Raw genomic sequence first — 21,061 nt, 5'->3', positions numbered from 1 at the left:
GGGGTGCGTATTCAGCGGGCAGGCACCCGCCCACGATTGGGTGCGACACAGATTCCAGGCTTCGATAGCGAGGACCATTGACCATCGATGAGTGCAACTTCCGTGTGTTGCCCCGACGGGGTCATACGCCGCCAAAGCGCTTGTGAATAGCCGATCGCCGGATCCGTGCTGGCCGCAACCAAATATGGCCCGTAACTACTCCAATCACCGAGACAGCCGTCACTTGCAACGGCTCGAATAACGAGCTCGAGGCAGGTCGACCGCGGCTTTTACTTTCTCGGGAGCGGGCTACTCGCAGCGTGCGCGAGCCACCGCATCGACGAGATCGACGCCACCTTTTCGTGACGCAAATCTAATGAAGTCGCAGATGTCCCACAGAAGGAAGAAATCAATGCACGTAATCGCCAGAAGCGCACTCGAGACGATCAACGAAGCCGTTGTAGGCGGGAGCATCCACAACCTGGGTGTCGTCAAGATATTCAACCAACACCCTCAGTTGGCGCAATTCATTCCTGGTGCCAGCAATTTGGCAATCAGTTGGGTCAGATTGGAGTGCGGTGAGGTCCTCGCGGTGCACAAGCATCCCGAGTCCAGCCTGATCCTGATCTGTGAGGGTTCCGGACGAACGATGGGCAGTGCAGAGCAGGAGGTCATTGCGGGGGACATGATCCTCGTACCCGGCGACTCCTGGCATGGCTTCGAAGGAACCCAGAACGGTTTCTGGGCGCTCTCGATCCAGTTCAACGGCAAGGCACTCTACGAGGACGCCGAGAAGCCCAACGCGATGTTTGCAAGCGATGTACCGAATCGGGCGGCTGTGCTCCTGGCGGACAACGAGACGTACCTGCAGCAATTCGGAATCAGCAATCTGTTGCGGCTGATCGACGACCCCTCGTTTGACAACCCACACGTTCGGGAACGGTTGCTCGACTGCCAGCAAACGTGGTCGGACAGGTTTCAGGACCTGCTGCACCTGCGTGTCGCGATGACTACCGATCCGGCGCACAAGCAAGTAGCGCTCGATCATTTGGTCGAGGAACTGGGGCATAACGACAACCTGCGCAACCAACGGGAATCGGCGCACACGCCGGTCACCGATGCGACGTTCGTATCGACAATGGATTGGTTCAGGCATCAGATGCTTTACCGGAGCGACATGGTGCGCACTCTGCTGATGCATGTGGTGCTGGAAGGTAGTGGCGAAATCTGGCACCGAGAAGCGGCGCGAGCGTTTCCAACAATTCCTCACTTCCAAGAACACGGAGAAGACGACGGCCAGCACGTGAGCATGGGGATCGATCTGCTCAATCGAGCAACGCCGGCTGAGATCCAAGAACTCCGCGAAGCACTCGCTGAGGGATGGAAGATGATCACGCAATTGTGCGACAGAATCGCGTCGATCGCCGTGGCCGACACGGTGGTCCCCACGTACTCCACATGCTGAGCGTCCTCAGGAAAGTCGTCTGGTTTGAGGTTCCCAAACCCCAAACTCGGTTCGACCCACTGTCCAACGCCGCGCACCTCTCCAGATGGCAGCGGTGGTGCGACGCGGCGCAGCGGGACAACGTGAACGCGCCCCGAGGCGAGCGACTCAGCAGATCCGTCCTCGGCGGGCTCCGTCGTGACATCATGCTCGGGCTCGTGGCCATCGCGATCAACGCAGGATGCGCCTTCGGTGCTGCGATCACACTGAAAGCACTGATACAGCACCTCGCCGCCGGCGGTTCAGCGCTCACGACCAACCTCACGCTTGGTATCACCTGCATCGTGCTGACGTACCTGGCGTGGCTTGCGTTGAATCACACCTTTATGCAAGCCGACGTGGTCGGCATCGGAGCCCGGACATACATAGAACAAAGGTTGCTGCACAAGAAGCGCAGCGTTGCACCCTCCGACCAACCGGTGGACCTTGTCACGCTACTGGACCGGGAGGCGGCACGCGTCGAAACTGCATGGTCAGGCCTCATTTTCATCATCCTTGCACTCGCAACGATCACCTTTACCTCCGCGTACTTCTTCGTGGCGTTGGGACTGAGTGCTCTGGCAAGTCTGTCGGTGATCTTCTTTAGTTCTGTGGTGATCTACTGGAACGCTAGACAATTGAATGCCGCGCATGCCGCACTGTCCGCGACGGCGGCAGATCGCATCGAAGTCGGCCTGTTTTCGATAAACAATCGCCTGCTCGCGTGGCTCAAGAACTGGAACGACGAACTGTTTCGGCGCTATGCCGACAAGCGAGATGGCGAGGAGCGCGCGCTCCTGAAAGCGGCGCGCCTTGTCGCGCGGATCAACCTCATATCGACACTCACTCCAATCGTTGCCATGCTTGCCGCGGTGTTTACCCAGCTGGCCTACGTTGGTTACGTCGATCCAGCGGGCCTGTTGTCCGCAATGGCGCTGGTCGGGGGTTTGAAATCCGTCGCCAACAATATTCCCTTCATAGTTCAGAGCCTTTCCCAGGGCATCGTCGGGCACACCAACATTGCGAAGTATTTATCCAGTCCCCACCCGGCAGACACCGATGCGACGGCAACGCACCTGCCGGCAACAACGGCGAAGCACATCGCTGTGGTCGGCGAGGCCGGCAGTGGCAAGACATCCGTTCTGAAAATCGGTGCACGCCGCAGCAGTGAAGTGAACAGCAAAACGTTCTTCGTACCGGATGAACCGTGGATATTCCCTGGCGGGCTCTACGAAAATTTGTGTCTCTATCGAAGCGATTTTACGGACCCCGAGGCCCGTCAAGCTTTGAAGCTGTCCCGACTTCCCGAAACCTTTTACGGCGACTACGTCGCAAGCAAGTCACGCGACCGGACCGAGGGCTGGGACGTGTCCCGCGGGCAGGGGAAGCGGCTGGAGCTGGCACGGGCAATATTGGCCGAACCGATGTTCGTTTACCTCGATCAGCCCACCGCAGGGCTGGACGACGACCTGGCGAGAGGGCTGTTGGCCTCGCTTCTGCGCGGGCCATGGCACGACACCACGGTTATTTATGCAACGGACAAGCCCGATGAAAAAGATGCTGCAGACGAGATTTGGGTAGTGGCCGGAGGCGAGGTAGTGGAGGTGATACGTAACCTCACACCACGGGCGGCGAATCCTGTTCAAGACCGCAAAGAGCGGCGCGCTCCCGAGGATCGGTCGGTATCTCGACATCCCCAGGGCATCGACCGACCGGAACTCTCGACCTCGTCACGCCGCAGTCTGATGAGCCTGGGCATCGCGAAGGTTGCAGTTGTTGCATGCGTCCTGTTTGCGTGCCGCGACCTTCTGACGATTGTCGGTGACTATATAGCTGCCAGCGGAATTTCGACCACGAATGCGCGGACGGCAGCGATAACCCTCATCGCTGTACTGTCGGCTGGGGCAATCCTGTCGATTTTCACCGCCTTACTTGTAGTCAAGCGCAGCATCATGGCAGCATCCCGCAAGTGTCAGAGTTATTTCTCGACTGTCATGAGTCCAAAGCTCTCCAGGTCGGCCTTTGTCGAGGTCAATCAGGACTATCAGAGCAAACTGACATGGGATCAACGACGTATCGACGAAGTTCTGCCCGAAGTAGTTCTGAATACGCTGGGTGCGGCTACGCTGCTGCTCACGACCACCGGGTTCGTATTGAGCAAGAACATTTTCGTCCTGTTGCCCCTTGCCGGGATGTGCTTCGCCTACTGGCACAGTTCGAGTCGATCGGGAAAGCGATTGCAGTACTTCAACGATAGAGAGATCGGTACGACGTCGACAGTGTTGGAGCGGGTCGAGGCTATTACGTGCAGCTCAGCTAGATTCGACTTGGCACGCGACAACTCGGCTCTCGTAAACTGGCTGAACACGAGTTTGATGAATCGTGCCTTCGCTTCGATGGACAACGCGGGCGCGCGCCGCTGGTTCAATTACAAGCTCGATTTGATGGGTGTGCTCTTCCTGTCGGTCGTCGTCGGTTCAACCGTGTTTGTCCATGTCGGCGGCGGACCCGGCCTAAAAGGTGTTCTCGCGCTCAGTCTCTCGTACAGCCTCATCGCTGTTTTCGCGCGAGTGGGCCGTTGTCTGGTCGACCTCAGGCAGGTTCTCGACAGCGCGGATCGTCTCCTCACGCCTCCGACCGACCCGGCGCCGTGCTGGACTGGCCCAGCAGTTGAAGACACAGCGCTCGTGTCGTTTTCGAAGGTCGGGTACGTCGCGCCGCACACCGGGGCGGTGCTGCTGGAGGATCTCTCAGAGTCGTTCGCTAGCCGAGACGTCGTGGTCATAATGGGTCCGAGTGGGGTCGGTAAGTCGACATTTGCGAAGCTGGTTGTCGGCAGTCTGCAGCCGACAACAGGCGTCCTCTCGACATTGGGCCGGACGACGGGATACGTGTCGAATTCCCACGCCGAAGACGTCCTCTTGATGACGTCGAGTCCGATCTTCAAGCCAGGAAGACTGATCGAACACTTCAACAGCCCGTTACCGCTCGAACTGGCTCGCGTGGTCGATTATCTCGACGTGGCAGACGTCGCCCGCCGACTCCCCTCTGGATTCGACGAGCCCGTCCCCGCCACCGGTCAGTTGAATCTGAGCAAGACGGAACTCCAGCGGCTGGCGCTCCTCGACCTTTTGATCAATCGCCCGACGGTCGCAATTCTCGACGAAGCGACTTCCGAGTTGAGTGCAGGAGCAGAGCTCTCGATATTGCGGGCCGTGATCTCTGCCTTGCCGGACACGCTTTTCTTCATCATCACGCACAATCCCGAGCTGACCAAACTTGCCAATCGAGTCTTCCATTTCAACGGTGAGCGACGTCTCCTCGATATTTCCGGCCAGTCGCAAACGACAGCCGATCGGAACTGGAATGAAAAGGAGGAAGTCCATGGAATGGCAGCCTCAACGCGATGCGTTCTGTAACAGCCACAACGTTCCACAGCCACAACTCCCGCTGAGGAACATCGCGCACTGGAACGCGGTGCTCCAGGGCAGCGTGAGCGGCGATGACGCCCTGCATCGCGAGCGAGCCTACGTCGCACCCGGATACTTCTACATGCCCGTGTGCGACGAGCCCGACAATCGGACACTGGCGGAGTTGTTGGACCTGGCATCAACCGCCGACTGGTTGTTGGTCCCATCCCTTCGCAGATACGATCGCTGTCGTCGCGCCGACGCTATTGCAGTTCCATTCATGAAAGCGGCATTCTTCCGGTCTTCCCGAAGTGTGGATCTCGCCCTGCGAACAGCGGTAGGAGCCAGTCAATACAAATCAATAGTCAGGCTCACAAGGAAGGCTGAGGCAGCGTGCACCACCGAGATACACCGTCTCTCGGAAGTGGCGGAAGACAATCGAGTACTACGCGATTTCGCCAACCTTCAGGCATTGAACGTGGCGAAATATGGACACGCCAAGAACCTCTATACGCGCGATGTGCTGCGTATGCTGGCACGCTCGTCCGAAGGTACGAAATACTACGTGAAGCTGGACTACGAGAAGTCTTCGAATACTCCGTTGGCCGGATCACTGAGCTACGCCGACGATGACCGTGGCGTGTTTACGAAGCTCGTTCGGGGGCTGGACCACGACCGAATTCCGCGCGGGTTGAATCTGTATATCACCGACTACTATCAAATGTATCATTTCGCGGATCGGCTGGGTTTCGCGGACGTCTGCCTTGGCCGAGGCGCTATCGATGCCAAGGTCCGGGTAGGCGCAATTCACATTGTCGACCTGGACAACTGGCTGATTCCAGTCAATACACGGCGTACGCAGGCGATGCAGGAATACGCGAGATCGCGACATGGAGACTAGATGATCAGCGAAATAGCCTGGGCAGATGGAAGATGCGTCCGATTTGACGAGGTGAGCCTGTCACCTGCCACCCATGGGTTGTCGTATGCCACATCGGTATTCGACGGTATCCGCACCTACGGCGGAAGCATATTCAAATGTGACGACCACATAGCCAGGTTGCGGCGGTCCGCTGAGTTGTTCGGGCACACCTTGCAATATTCGGATGCGGACTTGGCCGATGCTTGCCGGGAATTGGTGAGGGCCAACGAACTGGCCGATGCGTACATAAAGTGTTTGGTTTTCTATGACGACACAGATGTCAGTTTCAAGGCGCAGGACTCTTCCAGCACGGTGGTCCTGTTTGCCCTGCCCTTTCCTTCGAATTCGGCCACGGAGCAATATCGGCTCTCGACGGCAGCGTGGCGGCGTGCACCCGCCTCGTGCCACCCGTATCAGGCGAAAACGTCGTCTACCTACGCGTTGAGCTACTTGAGCCACCGCCAAAGGGCTGACGGCTACAATGATGTGCTCTTCCTTTCGATAGCCGACGCTGTTTGCGAGTCGAGCGGATCGAACGTGTTCTTCGTCAGGGGAGACGCATTGTTCACGCCCACTACCGAATTAGCGCTCGACGGGATTACCCGAGGGGTGATCATCGATGAGCTGTGTCCGCGACTGAAGCTCTCGGTAACGGAACGCGACATCGCGTACGGCGAGATCGGATCGTTCGACGGGGCGTTTCTGTGTGGCACTGCGGTCGAAATCATGGGGGTTACCGGTATCGACGAGATCCGGTATGAGAAGTCCGCATTGGTCGATGCGCTTGCAACCGAGTATCGAAACTTGACCAACGGCCGGTCCGCGATTCGATAACGGTTCAAAGGCTGTCTTCTGTGGGTGGTCGACCCGGACTACCACAAGGGGGTGGGCGATCTTTCCCCCCAGGGTTCCTGGCTTCAAGTCCGCCGGCTCGGGATAGTACTAGAAAGCAAACCGAGTCCCCCGCACCGCAGGAGCTGTATGCGCGCAATCAACGATATTCAACCTTCGGATAAGCGCGCTGAAAGCGCCATTGCGCCAATCGATATTCCATCCAGCGGAGTCTCCTGAATGAAACTGCTCATCCTCCATCGCGTTCCCTATTCCTTCATCGAATACCATCGTGTAATAGATCATGGAATTCACGATGCCGTCTACGTGGGCACAGCCGCGCAACTTGCTACCGTGCCGCCCGACCTTCCCTGCAAGAGGGTTGAACGGCCAGGTCAAGCAAGTCTGGCCGAGGAAGCTCTCACCCTGTTCTCTCCCGACGATTCCTTCGACAGACTCATCAGCGTTTCCCAATACGAGATGATGGAAGCAGCGCAGATAAGGCGGAGCCTCGGAGTAGACGGGCCATTACCGGAGCAGGTCCACATCGTGAACGACAAGGTAGCGATGAAAGCCGCAGTCGCAGGATGCGGACTTCGCGTACCTCGATTTGTTCGGTGCGATGAGGCGCTCACAGCTTCATCCGCCGATGTCGCTCCTTGGGCTGGGAAGACGGTGCTCAAACCAATCGATGGAACCGCCAGCAAGGATGTTTTCGTTTTCGCCACCTACGCTGACGCCAGCACTGCGATCTTCAAGGGCCCAACAGGTCTGGAGGACTGGGATCCGGAGCGCTTCCAGCTCGAAGAATATGTGGAGGGGCCGATCTTCCACTTCGATGGCGTAATGCTCGCCGGTGCGCCGGTGGCGATCGTCGCCAGCAAATATTTAGGCACTTGCCTCGAGTTTGCCCAAGGAGTTCCGCAGGGATCGATTCAAGTCGACGACGACGGCGGGCGCTGCAAGGTAGCGGTCGAGTATCTTCGGGCCGTGGGTATCTACAATGGCCCATTTCATCTTGAAATGATCGAGACCGTAGATGGAATGGTTTTCCTGGAGGTCGGTGCCCGCCCCGGCGGCGGACATATCAAGGAGACATTCCGGCTTGCCACGGGCATCGACTTGGTCGCGGCCGGTTTGGCCTGCAACCTCGACTGGTCACCTCTTGAAATTAATCCACTGAAACGGTGGTTCGAAAGGTCGGCGAGTAGCAAGGTCTACGGGGATTTCATGTTCCCAGGTCACCTGCTTCGGTCGCGGCACTGTGCGATCTCGGGCGGCGAAAGATTTCAAGGCCACCCAGATGTCGTTCGTTGGAAGGAGCTGGATGCAGGCGCTTCTCTTCCGAAGACCGTTAGCTATTTCGATTTCGAATTACCCGTCAGCGGCATCGTCGCTGGTCGGTCGAGCTCTGAAGTGACATCACTTATTCGCGAAATTTTGACGACCGTGCAAGTAATACCAATTGAGCAGCCCATGCAATGCCCCACATCTTGCTGACCGGGCGGTGCGTACATCTGCCCTGTCAGTGCCGGAGCGGGCTCGTCTCCACCCGAATCTGAGCCTGCGCCCCTGCCAACCGGCGCTTGGCATCCACAAGATCAGTGCCGACCGCGACAATTACACCTTGACGATCCGCAGAGGATCGGAGCGGACCGAGGCGTTGCCCTGGTTCGAGAGAACACTGTAACCGGATTATCCCCTCGGTCTGACGCGCGGCCTCGATGCCCTGCACCCGTTCGATCACCACATTCTCGTAGGCAAAGAACGCGATGCAGCCCGCCCCGCGCCCGGGTGTTCGCGAATGCGGCGGCAGCCCGGCAAGATGACAGATCGACTCCCGGACCAGATCGCGACCCATTGCACGGAGCACTAGCTCCCAGATGAAATCGCCTCCAGGACGGGTATTGCCCTCGATGATCCGGGGCCCGGCCGGGCCGAAACGCACTTCGGTATGGGCTGGCCCAAAGGAATGACCGATCGAACTGAGGAAATCGGTAACGAGACCGCGGAGCTCAGCAAGGGCCGACGCTGCGAGCACGGCCGGCATTAGATGACCGATTTCGATATACCGTGGCGGGCCAGTCGTGGTCTTGGCGGTCACCGCGATGATGTCATGCCGGCCATCCGTGGTGAAGGATTCGACGCTGTATTCGGGGCCGTCGATAAACTCTTCCACGAGGGTCGGCCCGGGGTACTCGCCGCGAGAGTGGGCGAATGCGGACTCGACCTGGTCAAGGCTCGAGACGCGATAGACGCCGGAGCTGCCGGCGCCTCCAGCCGGCTTGACAATAATTGGGCCGCCCACTGCGAGAAGAAAGTTCCGTACCTCGGAGGCCGAATGGCAGCTCTGGGTCAGCACAGCGCCGAAATCACGGCTGGCCAGGTGCTCGCGCATGGCGATTTTGTCGCGGGTCAACCGGACGGCTTCCCGCGCGTTGCCCTTGATGCCTAGAGCCTCTCTGATCACGGCGGCTGGCATAAGGCCATGCTCGGTGAATGACACGACGGCATCGACGGGTTCGAGCTCGTGCAGCGCCCGTGCCATGCAGAGCGCCTCTTTCTGGTTGCGGTAGTCGAATACGCACAGCCGGTGGGCGCGCCTGGCCTGGCGCACGGTGACCGATTCAGAATTCTGAAAAACAGACAGTTCGACCGGCAGATCTTCGATCATTCGGAAAGTCTCGTCATGTCCGCCGACAATCAATATGTGAGCCATGCCGACCCGGCTCCTCCATGTCCGTTGAAGTGAAATACCGGCTCGTGTCCACCCCTAGCGGATCTCGGCGGATCGGGGGCGATTCCGGCGTTTGGAGGTCGCGCTCGTCGGGCCGGTCTCACTTCCGGCCCTCGATTACGCTGAAGCCGCAGGGCAGGAGCGTACTGCCGGTGAGTTCGAGGCCGGCGCGCTGGTACAGGCGTGCGTAGTCGTGAATGGTTCGCTCCCGGCCGCCCGTCATAACCAGCATGGCGACATCTACCACATTCCCCCAGACGTATCCGCCATCCTCGCTGATCACCCTCTCCAGGACCAGAATCCTGCCGCCGGGCTCGAGCGCGTTCGCGCAATTGGTGAGGATGCGTACCGAGTCATCGTCGTTCAGCGTGTGCAAAACGCTCTTGAGCAGGTGGACGTCGCCCCCGCCAGGCACCTCTGTCAGACCGTCGCCGGGCACAATGTCACAGCGCTCATCGACGCCATATTCCCGCAAGGTGTGACCGGCCCTGGCCAGCGAGAACTCCAGGTCGTAGATCGTACCCCGCAGATGATCGTATTTGCGCAACAGCTGGGCGGTCACGATGCCGTAGCCACCGCCGACATCGATGACGTGCCGATTGTCCGTGAAATTAACCGCTTCCGCGGTCTCGAGACCGGCGCGGATCGAGATCTCGTGCCAGCCTAAATGGAAGCGCTGGGCGGAGTCGGGGTGATCGGCTAGGTACTCGAAGAGGGGTTTGCCGAAGAACTGGCCGAATCCTGTCTGTCCCGTACGAGCGCAATGGAGCAGTTCGCTCCAGGCCAGATAAGTTTCTGCGCCAGCAAAGAGCTCCACCTCGCTTGCGATCGATTCCGGATTATCCCTGCGCAAAAACTCGGCTCGCGGCGTGAGTGCGCACTTGTCCTGCTCGTCCACGGAGAAGATTCCCGCGCTTATCAGTAGGCGGAGGATCCGCTCGAGCGCATCGGGATCAGTTCCGCTTCGTTGGGCTAGATCGACAAGCGCTAGCGGGCCCCCCGCTAGCAGATCGGCGAGCTCTAGCTTGACGGCTACGAATAAGCAGCAGGATATGTTGTAGCCATGGACCATCTCTTTGACACAGAGACGTTCGGGCTTATCACGGAAATCGAAATACATTGTGCGCCTTTGAATAGGTAGTGGAGTACAGCAATACTGCAATGCCCGCGCCCGACTGGCCGACGATGGACGGATGCGTCATGGATGACTCCCTGATCTCAGCGGTTGAACTCCCAGACTCCCGGGCGTTCAACCAGCGTGAGGCTTCACCGCGTCACTCGATAGATACCCCGGGGCTGGCAACCATTCACCCCCCGGAGATATCGCGGCAGCGTGAGCACGGCCGCCGAACCGGTCACGACGGACCCGGTGCGGGCGAGGATGCGGCCGGCCATGATCGGCCCGACCCCGCGGATGTTCTGCAGGGTCGACCCGCATTCGTCGAGGACGGTCTTGATCCGATCCTCCAGATCGTTGATCTGGAAGCGGAGTCGGCGCAGGCAACCGACTATCTCGAGGGCGCTGTCAACTCGAGGTCGTGTAGGACAATCTGCTAACCACATAAGCCGCATTCGTCACACGCGACCTGGTGAATCGAAGAGGAGAACCGGCGAAAATCGCCCTCGGATTGCTCGAGTTGACAGTGCCGTCCCGATCCTCAGCAGCTGGGACGATCTCCACTTCTGCGACAAGTTCTTACCGACATTCGCACTGATTCAGCGGACATGCCGACAAAGCGATCCTCTCGTGCCTGCACACCGTCCGCGGAGGTTCGCCGAACGAATCCGGGTCGACAAGTCCCGATCCGGACAGGGCGGCCGGCCGGCCTCTCAGCGAATCCTCAGCGGACCGGTGTTACCGTCGCGTCCGCGGTCGTCGCTGATCCACAACGTGGCAATCAGCCCTCCAACCGCGATCGACGAGCGTCGGGAATTGCGGCGCTCGTCAAGCGGGATGCAAGCAGCACACCACTGCTCGCACGAGGGTGCCACCTGCCCGCAACACCGATGCCGCAGCGTTGGATCCTGCACGGACATATCCGTCAAATCTAGTGGCCACGAATCCTTTTCGTGAATTTCTGATCAATACGAAGACGCTCTACTCCCACACTGGATACGCTCAGCCTTCATTCTTGTCTCGATCGACGTGCACTCAGAATGGGGTAGACATGACAGACACAGGCAGCTCTCGACGAAGGTTCCGAATCGTCACGCGCGCAGTCGCAGTCGTGGGAATCGCGGTGCTGGGCCTGACCATGAGCAATGGCACCGCCATGGCGGGGGTGGACAATTCCAGCTCCGTCATCGACGCGCGAGGCAATCGCATCGAAGTCCTGCAAGGCGATACGCAGTTCCAGGTGGTTCCGCCGCTGGACGGGGTGCCGACCAGCGTCGAGTTCTTCCACAACGGCTACGCGGGGGTCAACATCACGGGGCCCAACGCGGCAGAGTTCAAGGGCACCAAACTGACTGTCGGCTATCAAATTGGGTACCCGATTTCATTGACCGGCGCGACCATCGTCCTCAACTCACCCGGCCTGGGGTTTGCGATCGGCACGAGTAACGGAATCGACCTCGGGCTCGTCCCGGACCCCGCGCTGAGCCTGAACGCGAGTAACCACGCCGACCTCGTCGGTGACATCATTCCTTCGCAGGAACTCGACATCGACCTGGAACCGGGCGGAATCACCACTGTTCCACTCCTCGAGAACCAGTCGTTCGATGGGCCGGCGGCCGCGGTGAGGATGCAGGGAGTTCACGGTTCGATCTCCGGTGCGATCGGTGCGGTCACCATCCGTCCGTACGCCGTGGCAGTCACTTCCAGCGGTGACACCGTCATGACGTACGGTGTTCCTCAGAAGCTCAACTAGACAGCGCCCCATGCTCTCCCGGTGACATCGGGTGCGGGTGCGACTCGCAGACGGTGTCGCGATACCGTGCGTAGCGTTCTCAGCGCGCTGCGCACGGTATCGTGCCCGGTCCCCGCCCCTCGGGCGGCTTCATGACAGTAAGCGCACCGAAGGCTCCCGTCGGCGCAAATGAGCTTGCGCCGACGGGAGTCGCTGTACCGGCCACTCCCCCTCTCGCCCCGGGATGAGGACCGACACGCTGCCTCGTATCGGTTGCAGCGATGGGCAGCACGCCAATAATATTCCAGCACAATCACATTACGTAACCCTGCGACCGCGATTCTCAGCGCAATATCAGGAACTCCCACTCGACGGAGCCCACCAATCGACCCGCAGGGCAATCAGACATTTCACACACAGCGGAACGCTGAAATGTCTCCTCAGCAAACTCTCAATAAGTTCAGCGTACGATTTTGGGAGTCCTGCCTGAGCGGTGGCAATGAATGCCTTTTCAGCGCATGACTTCAGAAGAATCGGATATCGGTTACCCCGGAACGAGACAGGACTGCTCGCGTGCACCATGTTCACGGAATACAGGCGACCGCGGTGACCCGTCCGCGAGTCTCGGCTCGAATCGCTCCGGATGTTCGTCCACGAGTGCTGACAACGCCGATCGTGACAACACTGCGCGACGCGCCGATAGCCCTTTTGCGAATCAATTACCAATTGTTCCGTATTCCTTTGCAATTGGTGGAGAATATCGCGGCCACGCAACTCAGCGAGCAGGCACCAACTCGCCTCGCCTACGAACAGTTGCTGATCAAGTGCGATCGAGCAGCCGGCCACTTCCTCAACGACGAGAACGCCGACGACCGAGCAGCAGAACTGCACCGCCATACCGCAGCCGTTCGAGCCGCAATCGCCCGCCACCATCAGCAAGTCGATACCGAGAGCGCGGCACTCCTCGATCTTCAGCGTGCACGGTTCCATCAGCGCCGCACAGGCACCGACCCGGCGTAAACCTCTCCCCCACCGTGCCGGGGAACGTGGTCCGCGTTCGGGTCAGTCGGACTCGGGGTGCCGGGTCACAGGTGATGTTCTCGACTGCCTCGACGACGCCATGACCGACCGCGCCCGCGCTGACTTCGAACGCAAGCTCACCATGCTCACGTGCTACTTGGGAGGGCGGTCGCCGGTGCCCACGCAGGCAGGTTCGACAGCCGGCTGCTTGCGGTCGGCGATACAGTCCTAGTCATGACTGGGCGCATCGATATTTCGCTGGTGCTCGCGTCCGCACGAGTCGGTGTCGGGGTGCTGCTCATCGCCGCCCCGACCGTCGTACTGCCTCGCAAGGACGCCGCGAACGGTACGAACGCCTTGCTGCTGCGGACGGTCGGGGTCCGCGATCTCGTCCTCGGTGGCGGTGCGGTTCTGGCCCGGACGAGGGGCCGCCGCGAGGAGTTCCGGCGCTGGGCGTCGGCCGGGCTGGCAAGTGACGCCGGCGATCTGTTGGCCGGGATCTGCAGCGCCCGCCTGGTGGGACGATCAGGCGCGATCAAGGCCGTCGCGGTGGTGGTTCCGTGGGTTGCTGCCGGTGCCGCTGACTTTGTCAGAACCCGACCGGATGGAACGCGGCAGTTCTCGGCGCAGTGGGTAGCCGACACCGCCAGCCGTGCGTCTCACCAACCCGGACATGTCGCGGTGGGCCAAGGTACACAATCTGCGTGATTAACGAATAGGTGATCGCAGACTCGGATGCCCGGTGCGCCGTTCAGCGTTTTCACAGGGAAGCAGAGCCACACTTCATGTATGCCCTCGACTGGGACAATGCCGACAGTCGCGGGCGCAGCCTCTTCATAGACTCGGAGGTAGTCATGAAGTTCAACGAGAAGGCCATGGTGGCGGCAGTTGCCATTGCGGTGTCAGCACTGGGTGGGCCAGGGATCGCAACCGCGGCGGCGGCGCCCGTACAGGCGAGCGTCAACCAACCCCAGGCGCAACCCAGCACTCCGCCGCCCCATGCCCCCGCCTGCGGTCCGTGGGCAGACGCCCCGAATTGGAGTGCCGACACGCCGAGCAACCAACTGAACGACTGGTGCAACAAATGGCAAGGCCAGCCACAGAACGGTGTACGGGACAACCATGGCGGAATGATGTTCGGAAACTGATCCATCCCCGAGAAGAATCCCGCCCCGAGATCGGGCACTCCCCGACGCTGAGAGTCACGAGAGTCGTATTCGGGCCCGAGCAGTCCGAGGGTGCCCAGAAGTGTCGAGGCATCCAGGATTCCGATTCCCGGTGCCGGTTCATGCCGCGGTTCCCATCGTCGTCGTATCCGTGACGACGGACCGAACAGGGTACTCACCACAGTCTCGGACACCGATCCGGCTCATCCAGGCGACGTAGACCGCAGATCCGGCGAGTACGGCGGCGCCGCCGAGCACGACGCCACCGACCACATCCGTGAACCAGTGCTCACCGAGGTAGAGGCGTGTAGCGGCCACCAGCACAGTCACGAGACCGGCAAGAACACCAAGTGCCCAGCGTTGGGCGGTGGGCAGACCGAATCCGAGCATGACCGCCGTCATCCCGAACAGTGCCATCGCCCCGGTGACGTGCCCTGACGGAAAAGAGTGATCGGTCTCGAGCAGAACCTGCGTGATCAGCGGCGGACGCTGCCGCCCCACCAGGCCCTTGGTGACGGTGGACGCCACACCGGCCGCGCCGACGGTGCCCACCAGGATGATCGCGGGCAGGAGGGAGTGCGCCCGCCGGGAGGCGATCGCGCCGATCACGATCGCAAGAACGAAGGTGCCGACCGGGCTACCCGCATCGGTGATCGCGATGGCCGGTCCGGTCAACCACGCCGAACGATGCTCGGTGAGCCAGTTCAGTACGAGTTGGTCGGCTGCGGTAATCGTCCCCGAAATTCTCACCTGGTAGGCGAGCGCACCGAATCCGATCACCAGCGCGCAGAGGCGAATTCCCGTCAGCACCCACGACGCCCGACCCAGTCGCGTGTCGCCCACGCCGCGCGCCAGTGACGCGGCAACGAAGACCACGAGACACGAGGCGATCAGGACCAGAGCGAACGTCGCCGCGCTTCCCTCTCGAACCTCCGTCAGGGCGGCGCGACCGACACCGATCAACCGGGCATGCCCGGGCGAAGCCTGCGCGCCGGCCTGAAATAGTTGCGTTGCTACTTCCCTCACACCTCGCAGTATCGATAGCTCTCACTGTGGCGACGCTGAGGAGTATCCGAACCGGCAGGGCCGCGAGGCGGACTTTCTGATGAGTGTGCGGTTCTCAGCGGTTACACAGCGCCGTGACACCATCCTGGTCGTCGAGCCTGGACACCGAGCGGAGACGAGTAGCGGATGATGGCGGCATGAGAAGCGTGCCGACGTGGGCGAGGCCATCCTTGTGGGGACTCCCGATCCGCTCCGCACTCACTGCCGCAGCGGTCGTGGCCGTCGCACTCGCATTCGGCGCGGTCGCCTTGGTGTACGTCCTCCACCGCTCCCTGCTGTCTGAGCTGGACGACGCTGCCACCGCCCGCGCCGAGGACATCACCGCACAGTTGCGCACAGACGCACCCGCCGACCTCGACAGCCAACTGGTCGACACCGATCAACGCATCGCCCTGGTGCAGGTGGCCGACAGCAACGGACAAGTGGTGCGGTCATCGGATGACGAGCCGGGAGACGCAGTCACCGACATTCGGCCACCGGTCGACGGGCAACCGGTCCGGGGCGTGAGGACCGCCGCCCCGGACGGCGGCGACCTGCGCATCACCGCTCAGGCTGCCCGCGGGGTCGGGGGTGAGTACACCGTCATCGTGGCGGCGACCGAGGAATCGGTGGAAGCGACACTCGCGACAGTCGGCGGGCTCCTCGCCTTGGGCGGCCCGATTATCGTGATCGTCGCCGGGTTCATGACCTACGGGCTGGTGAGTCTGTCTCTGCGGTCCGTCGAGAACATCCGAACTCGTGTGTCCGCGATCTCGAGTGCCGATCTGAGCGAGCGAGTTCCGGTACCGGCGCAACGGGATGGCATCGCCACCCTCGCGCGGACGATGAACGACATGCTCGCCCGACTCGAGGCAGGGCATGCGGCGCAACACCGGTTCATCGCAGACGCCTCGCACGAATTGCGGAGCCCGCTGACCACGGTGACCGCAGCGCTGGAACTCGCCGACGCCCGACCGGAACTCCTCGACCGGGATCTTGTGCGGCACACCCTGCTACCCGAGGCTCTGCGCATGGGCCTGCTGGTCGACGACCTGTTGCTCCTCGCCCGCGCCGACGAGCGGGGGCTGCCGCTGCGTCTCGCCGACGTCGACGTCGACGACGTGATGGACGGCGAGGTGCGCCGCTTTCGCGCCCACGCCGATATCTCCGTCACCGCAGCGCTCGTTCCGGTTCGGATCCGTGGCGATGCGGCCCAGCTTTCTCGCGTCGCGCGCAATCTCCTCGACAACGCCATCCGGTACGCCGCCGCGACCGTGCACGTCGACGTGTCCCGGCACGGCGATCGTGCGCGCATCATCGTCACCGATGACGGCCCGGGTATCGCCGCAGGTGACCGGGAACGGGTATTCGAACGCTTCGTCCGCCTCGAACACGCGCGGGAGCGCGCGCGGGGAGGGTCCGGGCTGGGTCTGGCAATAGTCGCGGAAATTGTTGCAGCACACGGCGGGACAGCGCACATCGTTGACACCGAACAGGGCGGTACCACGGTCGTGGTCACGCTTCCGGTGGTCGGGCCGAATCCGTCCTGAGGCGGTAACCGGCGCCGCGTACTGTCTCGATGCTGTCGGTCCCGAAAGGACCGTCGATCTTGCGCCGCAGATAACCCACGTAGACCTCGACGACGTTCTCGTTGCCTTCGTAGTGCGTGTCCCACACATTCAGCAGGATGTCGTTCTTCGCAAGCACGACATCGGGATTACGCATCAGGTATTCCAGGAGCCCATACTCACGAGCGGTCAGCGACACTTCCTCGCCGTCCCGCTCGACCCGATGCCGTGACGGGTCGAGCGTCAGACTGCCCACCGAGAGGACGACGGGCCGGGCGGGTGCACCTCGACGAATCAGAGCACGCAACCGCGCGACGAGCACGATGAAGGAGAACGGCTTCGTCAGATAATCGTCCGCGCCCAACTCGAATGCGTCCGCCTGGTCGTAATCGCCGTCCTTCGCGGTGAGCATGAGGATCGGCGTCCAAATTTCCTTGGCGCGCAGCGTGCGGAGCAGTTCGTACCCGTTGAGCCCGGGCAGCATGATGTCGAGCACGATCACATCGAAGGTGTCCTCGGTAGCGTGCCACAGACCGTCCGGGCCGGTGGACGCCGTGACCACCACGAACCCTTCCAGTTCGAGACCCCTGCGAACCATGTCCGCCAGGCGCGGTTCGTCCTCGACGATCAACACCCTCACGGGATGCTCCATTTGCTACCGGCGCGCACCGAACCACACTATCGCCCCGGAACCGTCTGCCAGGCCCGGTTCTCAGCGCGCTCACAGCAAGACAGAGCAATGCTTTGAATGCCCGAGAAGGGGGCCGTTGGAAGTTCGGAAGCGCGCCGTGACTCGAGGCCGACCTTCCCGACTCGAACCGGCCAACCCCGCAGTACTCGCGGCACCGGGTTGGGCCTCGTTCGCGGCTGAGCTTCCGTGAGCGCCGCCGCGCCTTCGCCATCGTGACCGCAGGCCGAGGGCTCACTCCTCTCGACGCAGGGGATGGCTCGCACAACGAATGCCCCCACCCCACTGTGACGCAATGTCCATGCGGAAGCCGGACACGACTGTGGCCTGCCTCCTCTCGAGCTCCCCGATCAACCGGGTTTGCTCCTCCCCCATGAGCACGACATTCTCCTCGAGGCACATCGTGTTACAGCCGAGCGCATGCGCTTCCTCCGGTGTCGCCGGGATGACCTCCCAGTCCTTCAGGATCGACGGCAGCCCGCGTGCGAGGCCGCTGGTGTCGCAGATGCACAGGCCCCGACGCACCACGGCGAAGATGCAGTCGAGGTGCAGCCAGTTCGTGGTGAGGGGGACCTCGTGGATCCGGTAGCCCTCCGGACCGAGGTAGCGCTGCAGCCAGTCGATGCCGGCCTGGTCCGACGCCAGGCCCGAGTTCCCGACCAGGACGTCGCCGCCCATGACGAAGATGTCGCCGCCTTCGAGAAAGGGACCCGGGCCATCGGACCGCCGCGTCGGCTTGACGGGGCGCGGAGTGGGCATCGAGACATAGTGCGCCTGGGGGTCTTCGGCCACGCGCCGCTGAAGCAGGTCGCGGACACTGAAGACTTCTCTTCGCCGAAAGGGGGTCTTGACGGCCAGCTCGATGACATGCTTCGTCAGGACCGGGTCGCGTCGCCGGGAAATCGGATCTCGGTGTGCGCCTTGCCGGCGAAAACCTTCAGATGCCACCCGGTGTCCGCGTCCGCGGATCGGCGGTGCAGCGAGCGGTGGTGGCGCAGCAGATCCGAACCGGCGTGCCGTACCAGACGCTTCTCGGGTTCACCGTGCCCTGCGCTACCCGCCCCGTGGCGGAAAGCAGCCCCTCCAGCGCGGAGGACGAACTCGGGCCCAAGATTTGCCTGCCCTGTGACGCTGCGACGACACCATCAATCCAGTCTGCGCTCCCCCGGCACCGCAAAGTGAGCAATTGAAGAAGCGAAACCGGAGGAGTTCGTCGACCGCCACCGCGGCGACCGACCACCTGACTCCGATGAGGCACCCTCCTCGACAACACCACCGGCCCCGCCGCCGCATCCCCGCCGCACCATCAGGTCGAAGCCGAGAGCTTTCGATGACGTCAACAATGCCCGGCGCCACGGGGGTCCCTCATCCCCATCAAGGTGCACATCGCCCCACCCCGAAAATTCGCCGAAATCGCAGTCCTCCAGCGCATTACCGAGCCCAGCAAGGGATGGCCGCACCCCACCCTGAGGGGGATGTGCCCGAACATCGTCGTGGACCACTGTTAACGGGGCACTCACCCCCGCCGCACCAGCCCAGGAGGACCCCATGACCCTGCCCGAACTGTCCACACAACACACCCCGCCGCCGACGCCGCCCCCACTCCCGCCGTCGAACGTCGGATGGGCCGTCGCCGCCGTGGTGTTCTTCTGGCCGCTGGCCTTCGCCGCATTCAGCGACGCGCTGAAAGTGTTCCCCCGCTGGTGCAGCGGCGACCTCGCCGGCGCCCGCGCCGCCTCGAGAAGGGCCAGAACCCTCGGCATCATCGCCCTGAGCATCGGCGTCCTCTCCACCGCCTTGTGCCTGTCCTCCGCCTTCACCTGACCGAACCGGAACCACACACTCAGAAGGCGCACGGACCCAGGGGTGGTCACAGTCACCCCCAGGGTGGCTAACGCCAACAGCCCCAGCCCACCACGATGGAAGGACACCGGCGACAGCCGACACCCAGTCACTACCCCCGACCACGACTACAACCACAAGAAAGCAACCCATGACGACGAACACCTACACCGGCCCGCCGACCCCCACTACACCCAACGCACCGCCCTGACCGCGCTCCGCGACCAACTGTCCGAGCCCAGCGGATCGCGGTCCCGCCCCGCTTCTCGTCCCGGCCGTCCTGTGGTAGTTCTTCCCCGAGTCCTCACCCCGTGGCTCCCCCTCGCCAGCGCGGTGTGTCTCGCCCTCGGTATCGCCGCAGCAATCGTCGTCGAGCAGATGCTCGACACCACCGAGAAGATCCTGGCCCAGATGCCCACCACCCGGCCCGTCTCGACCAACCCACACCAAAAAGGAGGCCCCCAATGACCGACCCGACGCTGACCTACACCGACCGCGGACACACCCACCAGATACCGCTGATCCCGGACAGCTCCCCCATCACCGTCGGCCGCTCCGCCGATGCCGACCTGTCACTACAGACCGACCCTGACATCTCCCGCCTCCACGCCACACTCGAACGCATCGGCGTCTACTGGACCGTCATCGACGAAAGCCTCTCCCGCAACGGCACCTTCGTCAACGGCACACGAATACGGGGACGCCAGACCCTGCACCCAGGAGACGTCATCCGGATCGGTGAAAGCACCCTCAGCTACCACGGTGAGCCCGCGACGGACTGCGGCATCACCAACATCGGCGGCACCCTCGAGCGCCCCCTCGACCTCACCCCCGCCCAAAACGCCGTCCTCACCGAACTGTGCCGGCCTTTCCACGACGGCACCGACCACCCCATCCCCGCATCGAACCAACACATCGCCGACACCCTGAAGGTGCGCACCGAAACCGTCAAAACACATCTGCAAGCCCTATACACCAAATTCCACCTCGACGACCTCCCCCCACACCACAAACGCGCGCAACTCGCCGCCCGGGCCCTGACCCACAACAACACCCTCACCCCACACACCCCCTGACACCTGTCACCGTCGTCAAGATCGACAACACACCCGCGCGATGCAACGTCCGACACGGGAGGATCACAGCCCCGGCGGGACTTCAGCGTCGATGTCGGTGATCGTCAGCGGTGGATGGTTGTCGCCGCCGACCATCCACGCGGTAATTTGGGGGCACCGAGCCAGACGCGGGATCACTTCCTTCACTTCGTTGACTTCAACGTCCCGAAAGCCGTGCCCCTCCGCCTTCGAGACCGGGCAAACCGACACGACGATCACACGAGCCGTCCGCGGGATTTCCGGCGCGACGCGCCAGGGTGGTGGTCCCACACCGGCAGTCCGAGTGGTCCCATGAGGGTGGCAGAAATCAGGTCATCCCTGAAAGGGCGGGGTCCTGTCAACCCCTGTCCGACCTGCTGTTTTGCCCGTTTCCGGCCTCCGTGCGGGCAACGCTGGGTGAGGGCCCC

At 61.9% G+C, this 21,061-nt stretch carries 20 protein-coding genes; 14 read left to right on the top strand and 6 right to left on the bottom strand.

From position 1 onward, the window contains the following. Positions 1–391 precede the first annotated feature (391 nt). From ACFVJ3_RS45825 to ACFVJ3_RS45805, 5 genes are all read left to right on the top strand, one after another. A complete protein-coding gene (locus ACFVJ3_RS45825; RefSeq protein WP_378458388.1) occupies positions 392–1,444 on the top strand; it encodes a cupin in 1,053 nt (350 codons plus the stop codon). Continuing rightward, positions 1,438–4,881 carry an ATP-binding cassette domain-containing protein gene (locus ACFVJ3_RS45820; protein WP_378458387.1) on the top strand — a complete coding sequence of 1,148 codons (3,444 nt, stop codon included), beginning with the start codon at positions 1,438–1,440 and terminating at the stop codon, positions 4,879–4,881. The genes ACFVJ3_RS45825 and ACFVJ3_RS45820 overlap by 7 nt, the downstream gene beginning before the upstream one ends. Continuing rightward, entirely contained in the window at positions 4,847–5,773 is a 927-nt protein-coding gene (locus ACFVJ3_RS45815; protein WP_378458386.1) for a hypothetical protein, read from the top strand. Before ACFVJ3_RS45820 ends, ACFVJ3_RS45815 begins: the two co-directional genes overlap by 35 nt. Next, positions 5,774–6,628, top strand: a complete 855-nt coding sequence (locus tag ACFVJ3_RS45810; protein WP_378458385.1) for an aminotransferase class IV — start codon at positions 5,774–5,776, stop codon at positions 6,626–6,628. Between the two features lie 237 nt (positions 6,629–6,865). Continuing rightward, positions 6,866–8,125, top strand: a complete 1,260-nt coding sequence (locus tag ACFVJ3_RS45805; protein WP_378458384.1) for an acetyl-CoA carboxylase biotin carboxylase subunit family protein — start codon at positions 6,866–6,868, stop codon at positions 8,123–8,125. A gap of 25 nt (positions 8,126–8,150) precedes the next feature. Here the strand turns inward: ACFVJ3_RS45805 and ACFVJ3_RS45800 are convergent, their stop codons facing one another. Beyond that, positions 8,151–9,299 carry an ATP-grasp domain-containing protein gene (locus ACFVJ3_RS45800; protein ID WP_378458383.1) on the bottom strand — a complete coding sequence of 383 codons (1,149 nt, stop codon included), beginning with the start codon at positions 9,297–9,299 and terminating at the stop codon, positions 8,151–8,153. Between the two features lie 163 nt (positions 9,300–9,462). After that, positions 9,463–10,434, bottom strand: coding sequence for a methyltransferase (locus tag ACFVJ3_RS45795; RefSeq protein ID WP_378458395.1), 972 nt, complete (start codon positions 10,432–10,434; stop codon positions 9,463–9,465). A gap of 128 nt (positions 10,435–10,562) precedes the next feature. Between ACFVJ3_RS45795 and ACFVJ3_RS45790 the strand changes: the two genes are divergently transcribed. The 5 genes from ACFVJ3_RS45790 to ACFVJ3_RS45770 all read left to right on the top strand — a co-directional run bounded on the left by ACFVJ3_RS45790 (position 10,563) and on the right by ACFVJ3_RS45770 (position 14,379). Further along, positions 10,563–10,919, top strand: a complete 357-nt coding sequence (locus ACFVJ3_RS45790) for a hypothetical protein (protein ID WP_378458382.1) — start codon at positions 10,563–10,565, stop codon at positions 10,917–10,919. 611 nt (positions 10,920–11,530) lie between these two features. Continuing rightward, complete coding sequence (locus ACFVJ3_RS45785) at positions 11,531–12,232, top strand: MspA family porin (protein ID WP_378458381.1); 702 nt, start codon at positions 11,531–11,533, stop codon at positions 12,230–12,232. A 654-nt stretch (positions 12,233–12,886) separates the two neighbouring features. Beyond that, positions 12,887–13,231 (top strand): hypothetical protein, encoded by a 345-nt coding sequence (locus tag ACFVJ3_RS45780; RefSeq protein WP_378458380.1) that lies wholly within the window; start codon positions 12,887–12,889, stop codon positions 13,229–13,231. A 234-nt stretch (positions 13,232–13,465) separates the two neighbouring features. Further along, positions 13,466–13,939, top strand: a complete 474-nt coding sequence (locus tag ACFVJ3_RS45775; RefSeq protein WP_378458379.1) for a hypothetical protein — start codon at positions 13,466–13,468, stop codon at positions 13,937–13,939. Between the two features lie 146 nt (positions 13,940–14,085). After that, positions 14,086–14,379 carry a hypothetical protein gene (locus tag ACFVJ3_RS45770; RefSeq protein WP_378458378.1) on the top strand — a complete coding sequence of 98 codons (294 nt, stop codon included), beginning with the start codon at positions 14,086–14,088 and terminating at the stop codon, positions 14,377–14,379. Positions 14,380–14,517: 138 nt separating this feature from the next. Here ACFVJ3_RS45770 and ACFVJ3_RS45765 read toward each other — a convergent pair whose 3' ends face one another. Beyond that, entirely contained in the window at positions 14,518–15,423 is a 906-nt protein-coding gene (locus ACFVJ3_RS45765) for a phosphatase PAP2 family protein (protein ID WP_378458377.1), read from the bottom strand. 176 nt (positions 15,424–15,599) lie between these two features. On the opposite strand from ACFVJ3_RS45765, the gene ACFVJ3_RS45760 reads away from it, so the two are divergent. Next, positions 15,600–16,991: an ATP-binding protein gene (locus ACFVJ3_RS45760; RefSeq protein ID WP_378458376.1), complete on the top strand. Its 1,392-nt coding sequence runs from the start codon at positions 15,600–15,602 to the stop codon at positions 16,989–16,991. Here the strand turns inward: ACFVJ3_RS45760 and ACFVJ3_RS45755 are convergent. Further along, on the bottom strand, positions 16,957–17,649 hold the full coding sequence (locus tag ACFVJ3_RS45755) for a response regulator transcription factor (RefSeq protein ID WP_378458375.1): 693 nt from the start codon (positions 17,647–17,649) through the stop codon (positions 16,957–16,959). The two genes, ACFVJ3_RS45760 and ACFVJ3_RS45755, sit on opposite strands and share 35 nt — an antisense overlap. A 282-nt stretch (positions 17,650–17,931) precedes the next feature. Further along, positions 17,932–18,456, bottom strand: a complete 525-nt coding sequence (locus ACFVJ3_RS45750) for a dimethylarginine dimethylaminohydrolase family protein (protein WP_378458374.1) — start codon at positions 18,454–18,456, stop codon at positions 17,932–17,934. A 789-nt stretch (positions 18,457–19,245) separates the two neighbouring features. On the opposite strand from ACFVJ3_RS45750, the gene ACFVJ3_RS45745 reads away from it, so the two are divergent. From ACFVJ3_RS45745 to ACFVJ3_RS45735, 3 genes are all read left to right on the top strand, one after another. Next, positions 19,246–19,521: a CD225/dispanin family protein gene (locus ACFVJ3_RS45745; protein WP_378458373.1), complete on the top strand. Its 276-nt coding sequence runs from the start codon at positions 19,246–19,248 to the stop codon at positions 19,519–19,521. Between the two features lie 63 nt (positions 19,522–19,584). Further along, the gene (locus ACFVJ3_RS45740) at positions 19,585–20,007 is read left to right on the top strand and encodes a hypothetical protein (protein ID WP_378458372.1); all 423 of its coding nucleotides are present in this window, start codon (positions 19,585–19,587) and stop codon (positions 20,005–20,007) included. Continuing rightward, positions 20,004–20,615: an FHA domain-containing protein gene (locus ACFVJ3_RS45735; protein WP_378458371.1), complete on the top strand. Its 612-nt coding sequence runs from the start codon at positions 20,004–20,006 to the stop codon at positions 20,613–20,615. The genes ACFVJ3_RS45740 and ACFVJ3_RS45735 overlap by 4 nt, the downstream gene beginning before the upstream one ends. Positions 20,616–20,678: 63 nt before the next feature. Here ACFVJ3_RS45735 and ACFVJ3_RS45730 read toward each other — a convergent pair whose 3' ends face one another. After that, complete coding sequence (locus ACFVJ3_RS45730; RefSeq protein WP_378458370.1) at positions 20,679–20,873, bottom strand: hypothetical protein; 195 nt, start codon at positions 20,871–20,873, stop codon at positions 20,679–20,681. Positions 20,874–21,061: the final 188 nt, after the last annotated feature.

This window comes from Rhodococcus sp. NPDC127593 (assembly GCF_042671975.1).
Taxonomy (GTDB): domain Bacteria; phylum Actinomycetota; class Actinomycetes; order Mycobacteriales; family Mycobacteriaceae; genus Rhodococcus_F.
This window is presented reverse-complemented; position numbering and strand designations above follow the sequence as displayed.

Bases quoted from the DNA above. Each gene is read 5' to 3' on its own strand.
- ACFVJ3_RS45785 (WP_378458381.1), top strand. From the start codon at position 11,531: ATGACAGACACAGGCAGCTCTCGACGAAGGTTCCGAATCGTCACGCGC.
- ACFVJ3_RS45800 (WP_378458383.1), bottom strand. From the start codon at position 9,299: ATGATCGAAGATCTGCCGGTCGAACTGTCTGTTTTTCAGAATTCTGAA.
- ACFVJ3_RS45750 (WP_378458374.1), bottom strand. From the start codon at position 18,456: ATGCCCACTCCGCGCCCCGTCAAGCCGACGCGGCGGTCCGATGGCCCG.
- ACFVJ3_RS45790 (WP_378458382.1), top strand. From the start codon at position 10,563: ATGGATGACTCCCTGATCTCAGCGGTTGAACTCCCAGACTCCCGGGCG.
- ACFVJ3_RS45760 (WP_378458376.1), top strand. From the start codon at position 15,600: ATGAGAAGCGTGCCGACGTGGGCGAGGCCATCCTTGTGGGGACTCCCG.
- ACFVJ3_RS45805 (WP_378458384.1), top strand. From the start codon at position 6,866: ATGAAACTGCTCATCCTCCATCGCGTTCCCTATTCCTTCATCGAATAC.
- ACFVJ3_RS45775 (WP_378458379.1), top strand. From the start codon at position 13,466: ATGACTGGGCGCATCGATATTTCGCTGGTGCTCGCGTCCGCACGAGTC.
- ACFVJ3_RS45735 (WP_378458371.1), top strand. From the start codon at position 20,004: ATGACCGACCCGACGCTGACCTACACCGACCGCGGACACACCCACCAG.
- ACFVJ3_RS45770 (WP_378458378.1), top strand. From the start codon at position 14,086: ATGAAGTTCAACGAGAAGGCCATGGTGGCGGCAGTTGCCATTGCGGTG.
- ACFVJ3_RS45815 (WP_378458386.1), top strand. From the start codon at position 4,847: ATGGAATGGCAGCCTCAACGCGATGCGTTCTGTAACAGCCACAACGTT.
- ACFVJ3_RS45745 (WP_378458373.1), top strand. From the start codon at position 19,246: ATGACCCTGCCCGAACTGTCCACACAACACACCCCGCCGCCGACGCCG.
- ACFVJ3_RS45825 (WP_378458388.1), top strand. From the start codon at position 392: ATGCACGTAATCGCCAGAAGCGCACTCGAGACGATCAACGAAGCCGTT.
- ACFVJ3_RS45820 (WP_378458387.1), top strand. From the start codon at position 1,438: ATGCTGAGCGTCCTCAGGAAAGTCGTCTGGTTTGAGGTTCCCAAACCC.
- ACFVJ3_RS45795 (WP_378458395.1), bottom strand. From the start codon at position 10,434: ATGGTCCATGGCTACAACATATCCTGCTGCTTATTCGTAGCCGTCAAG.
- ACFVJ3_RS45810 (WP_378458385.1), top strand. From the start codon at position 5,774: ATGATCAGCGAAATAGCCTGGGCAGATGGAAGATGCGTCCGATTTGAC.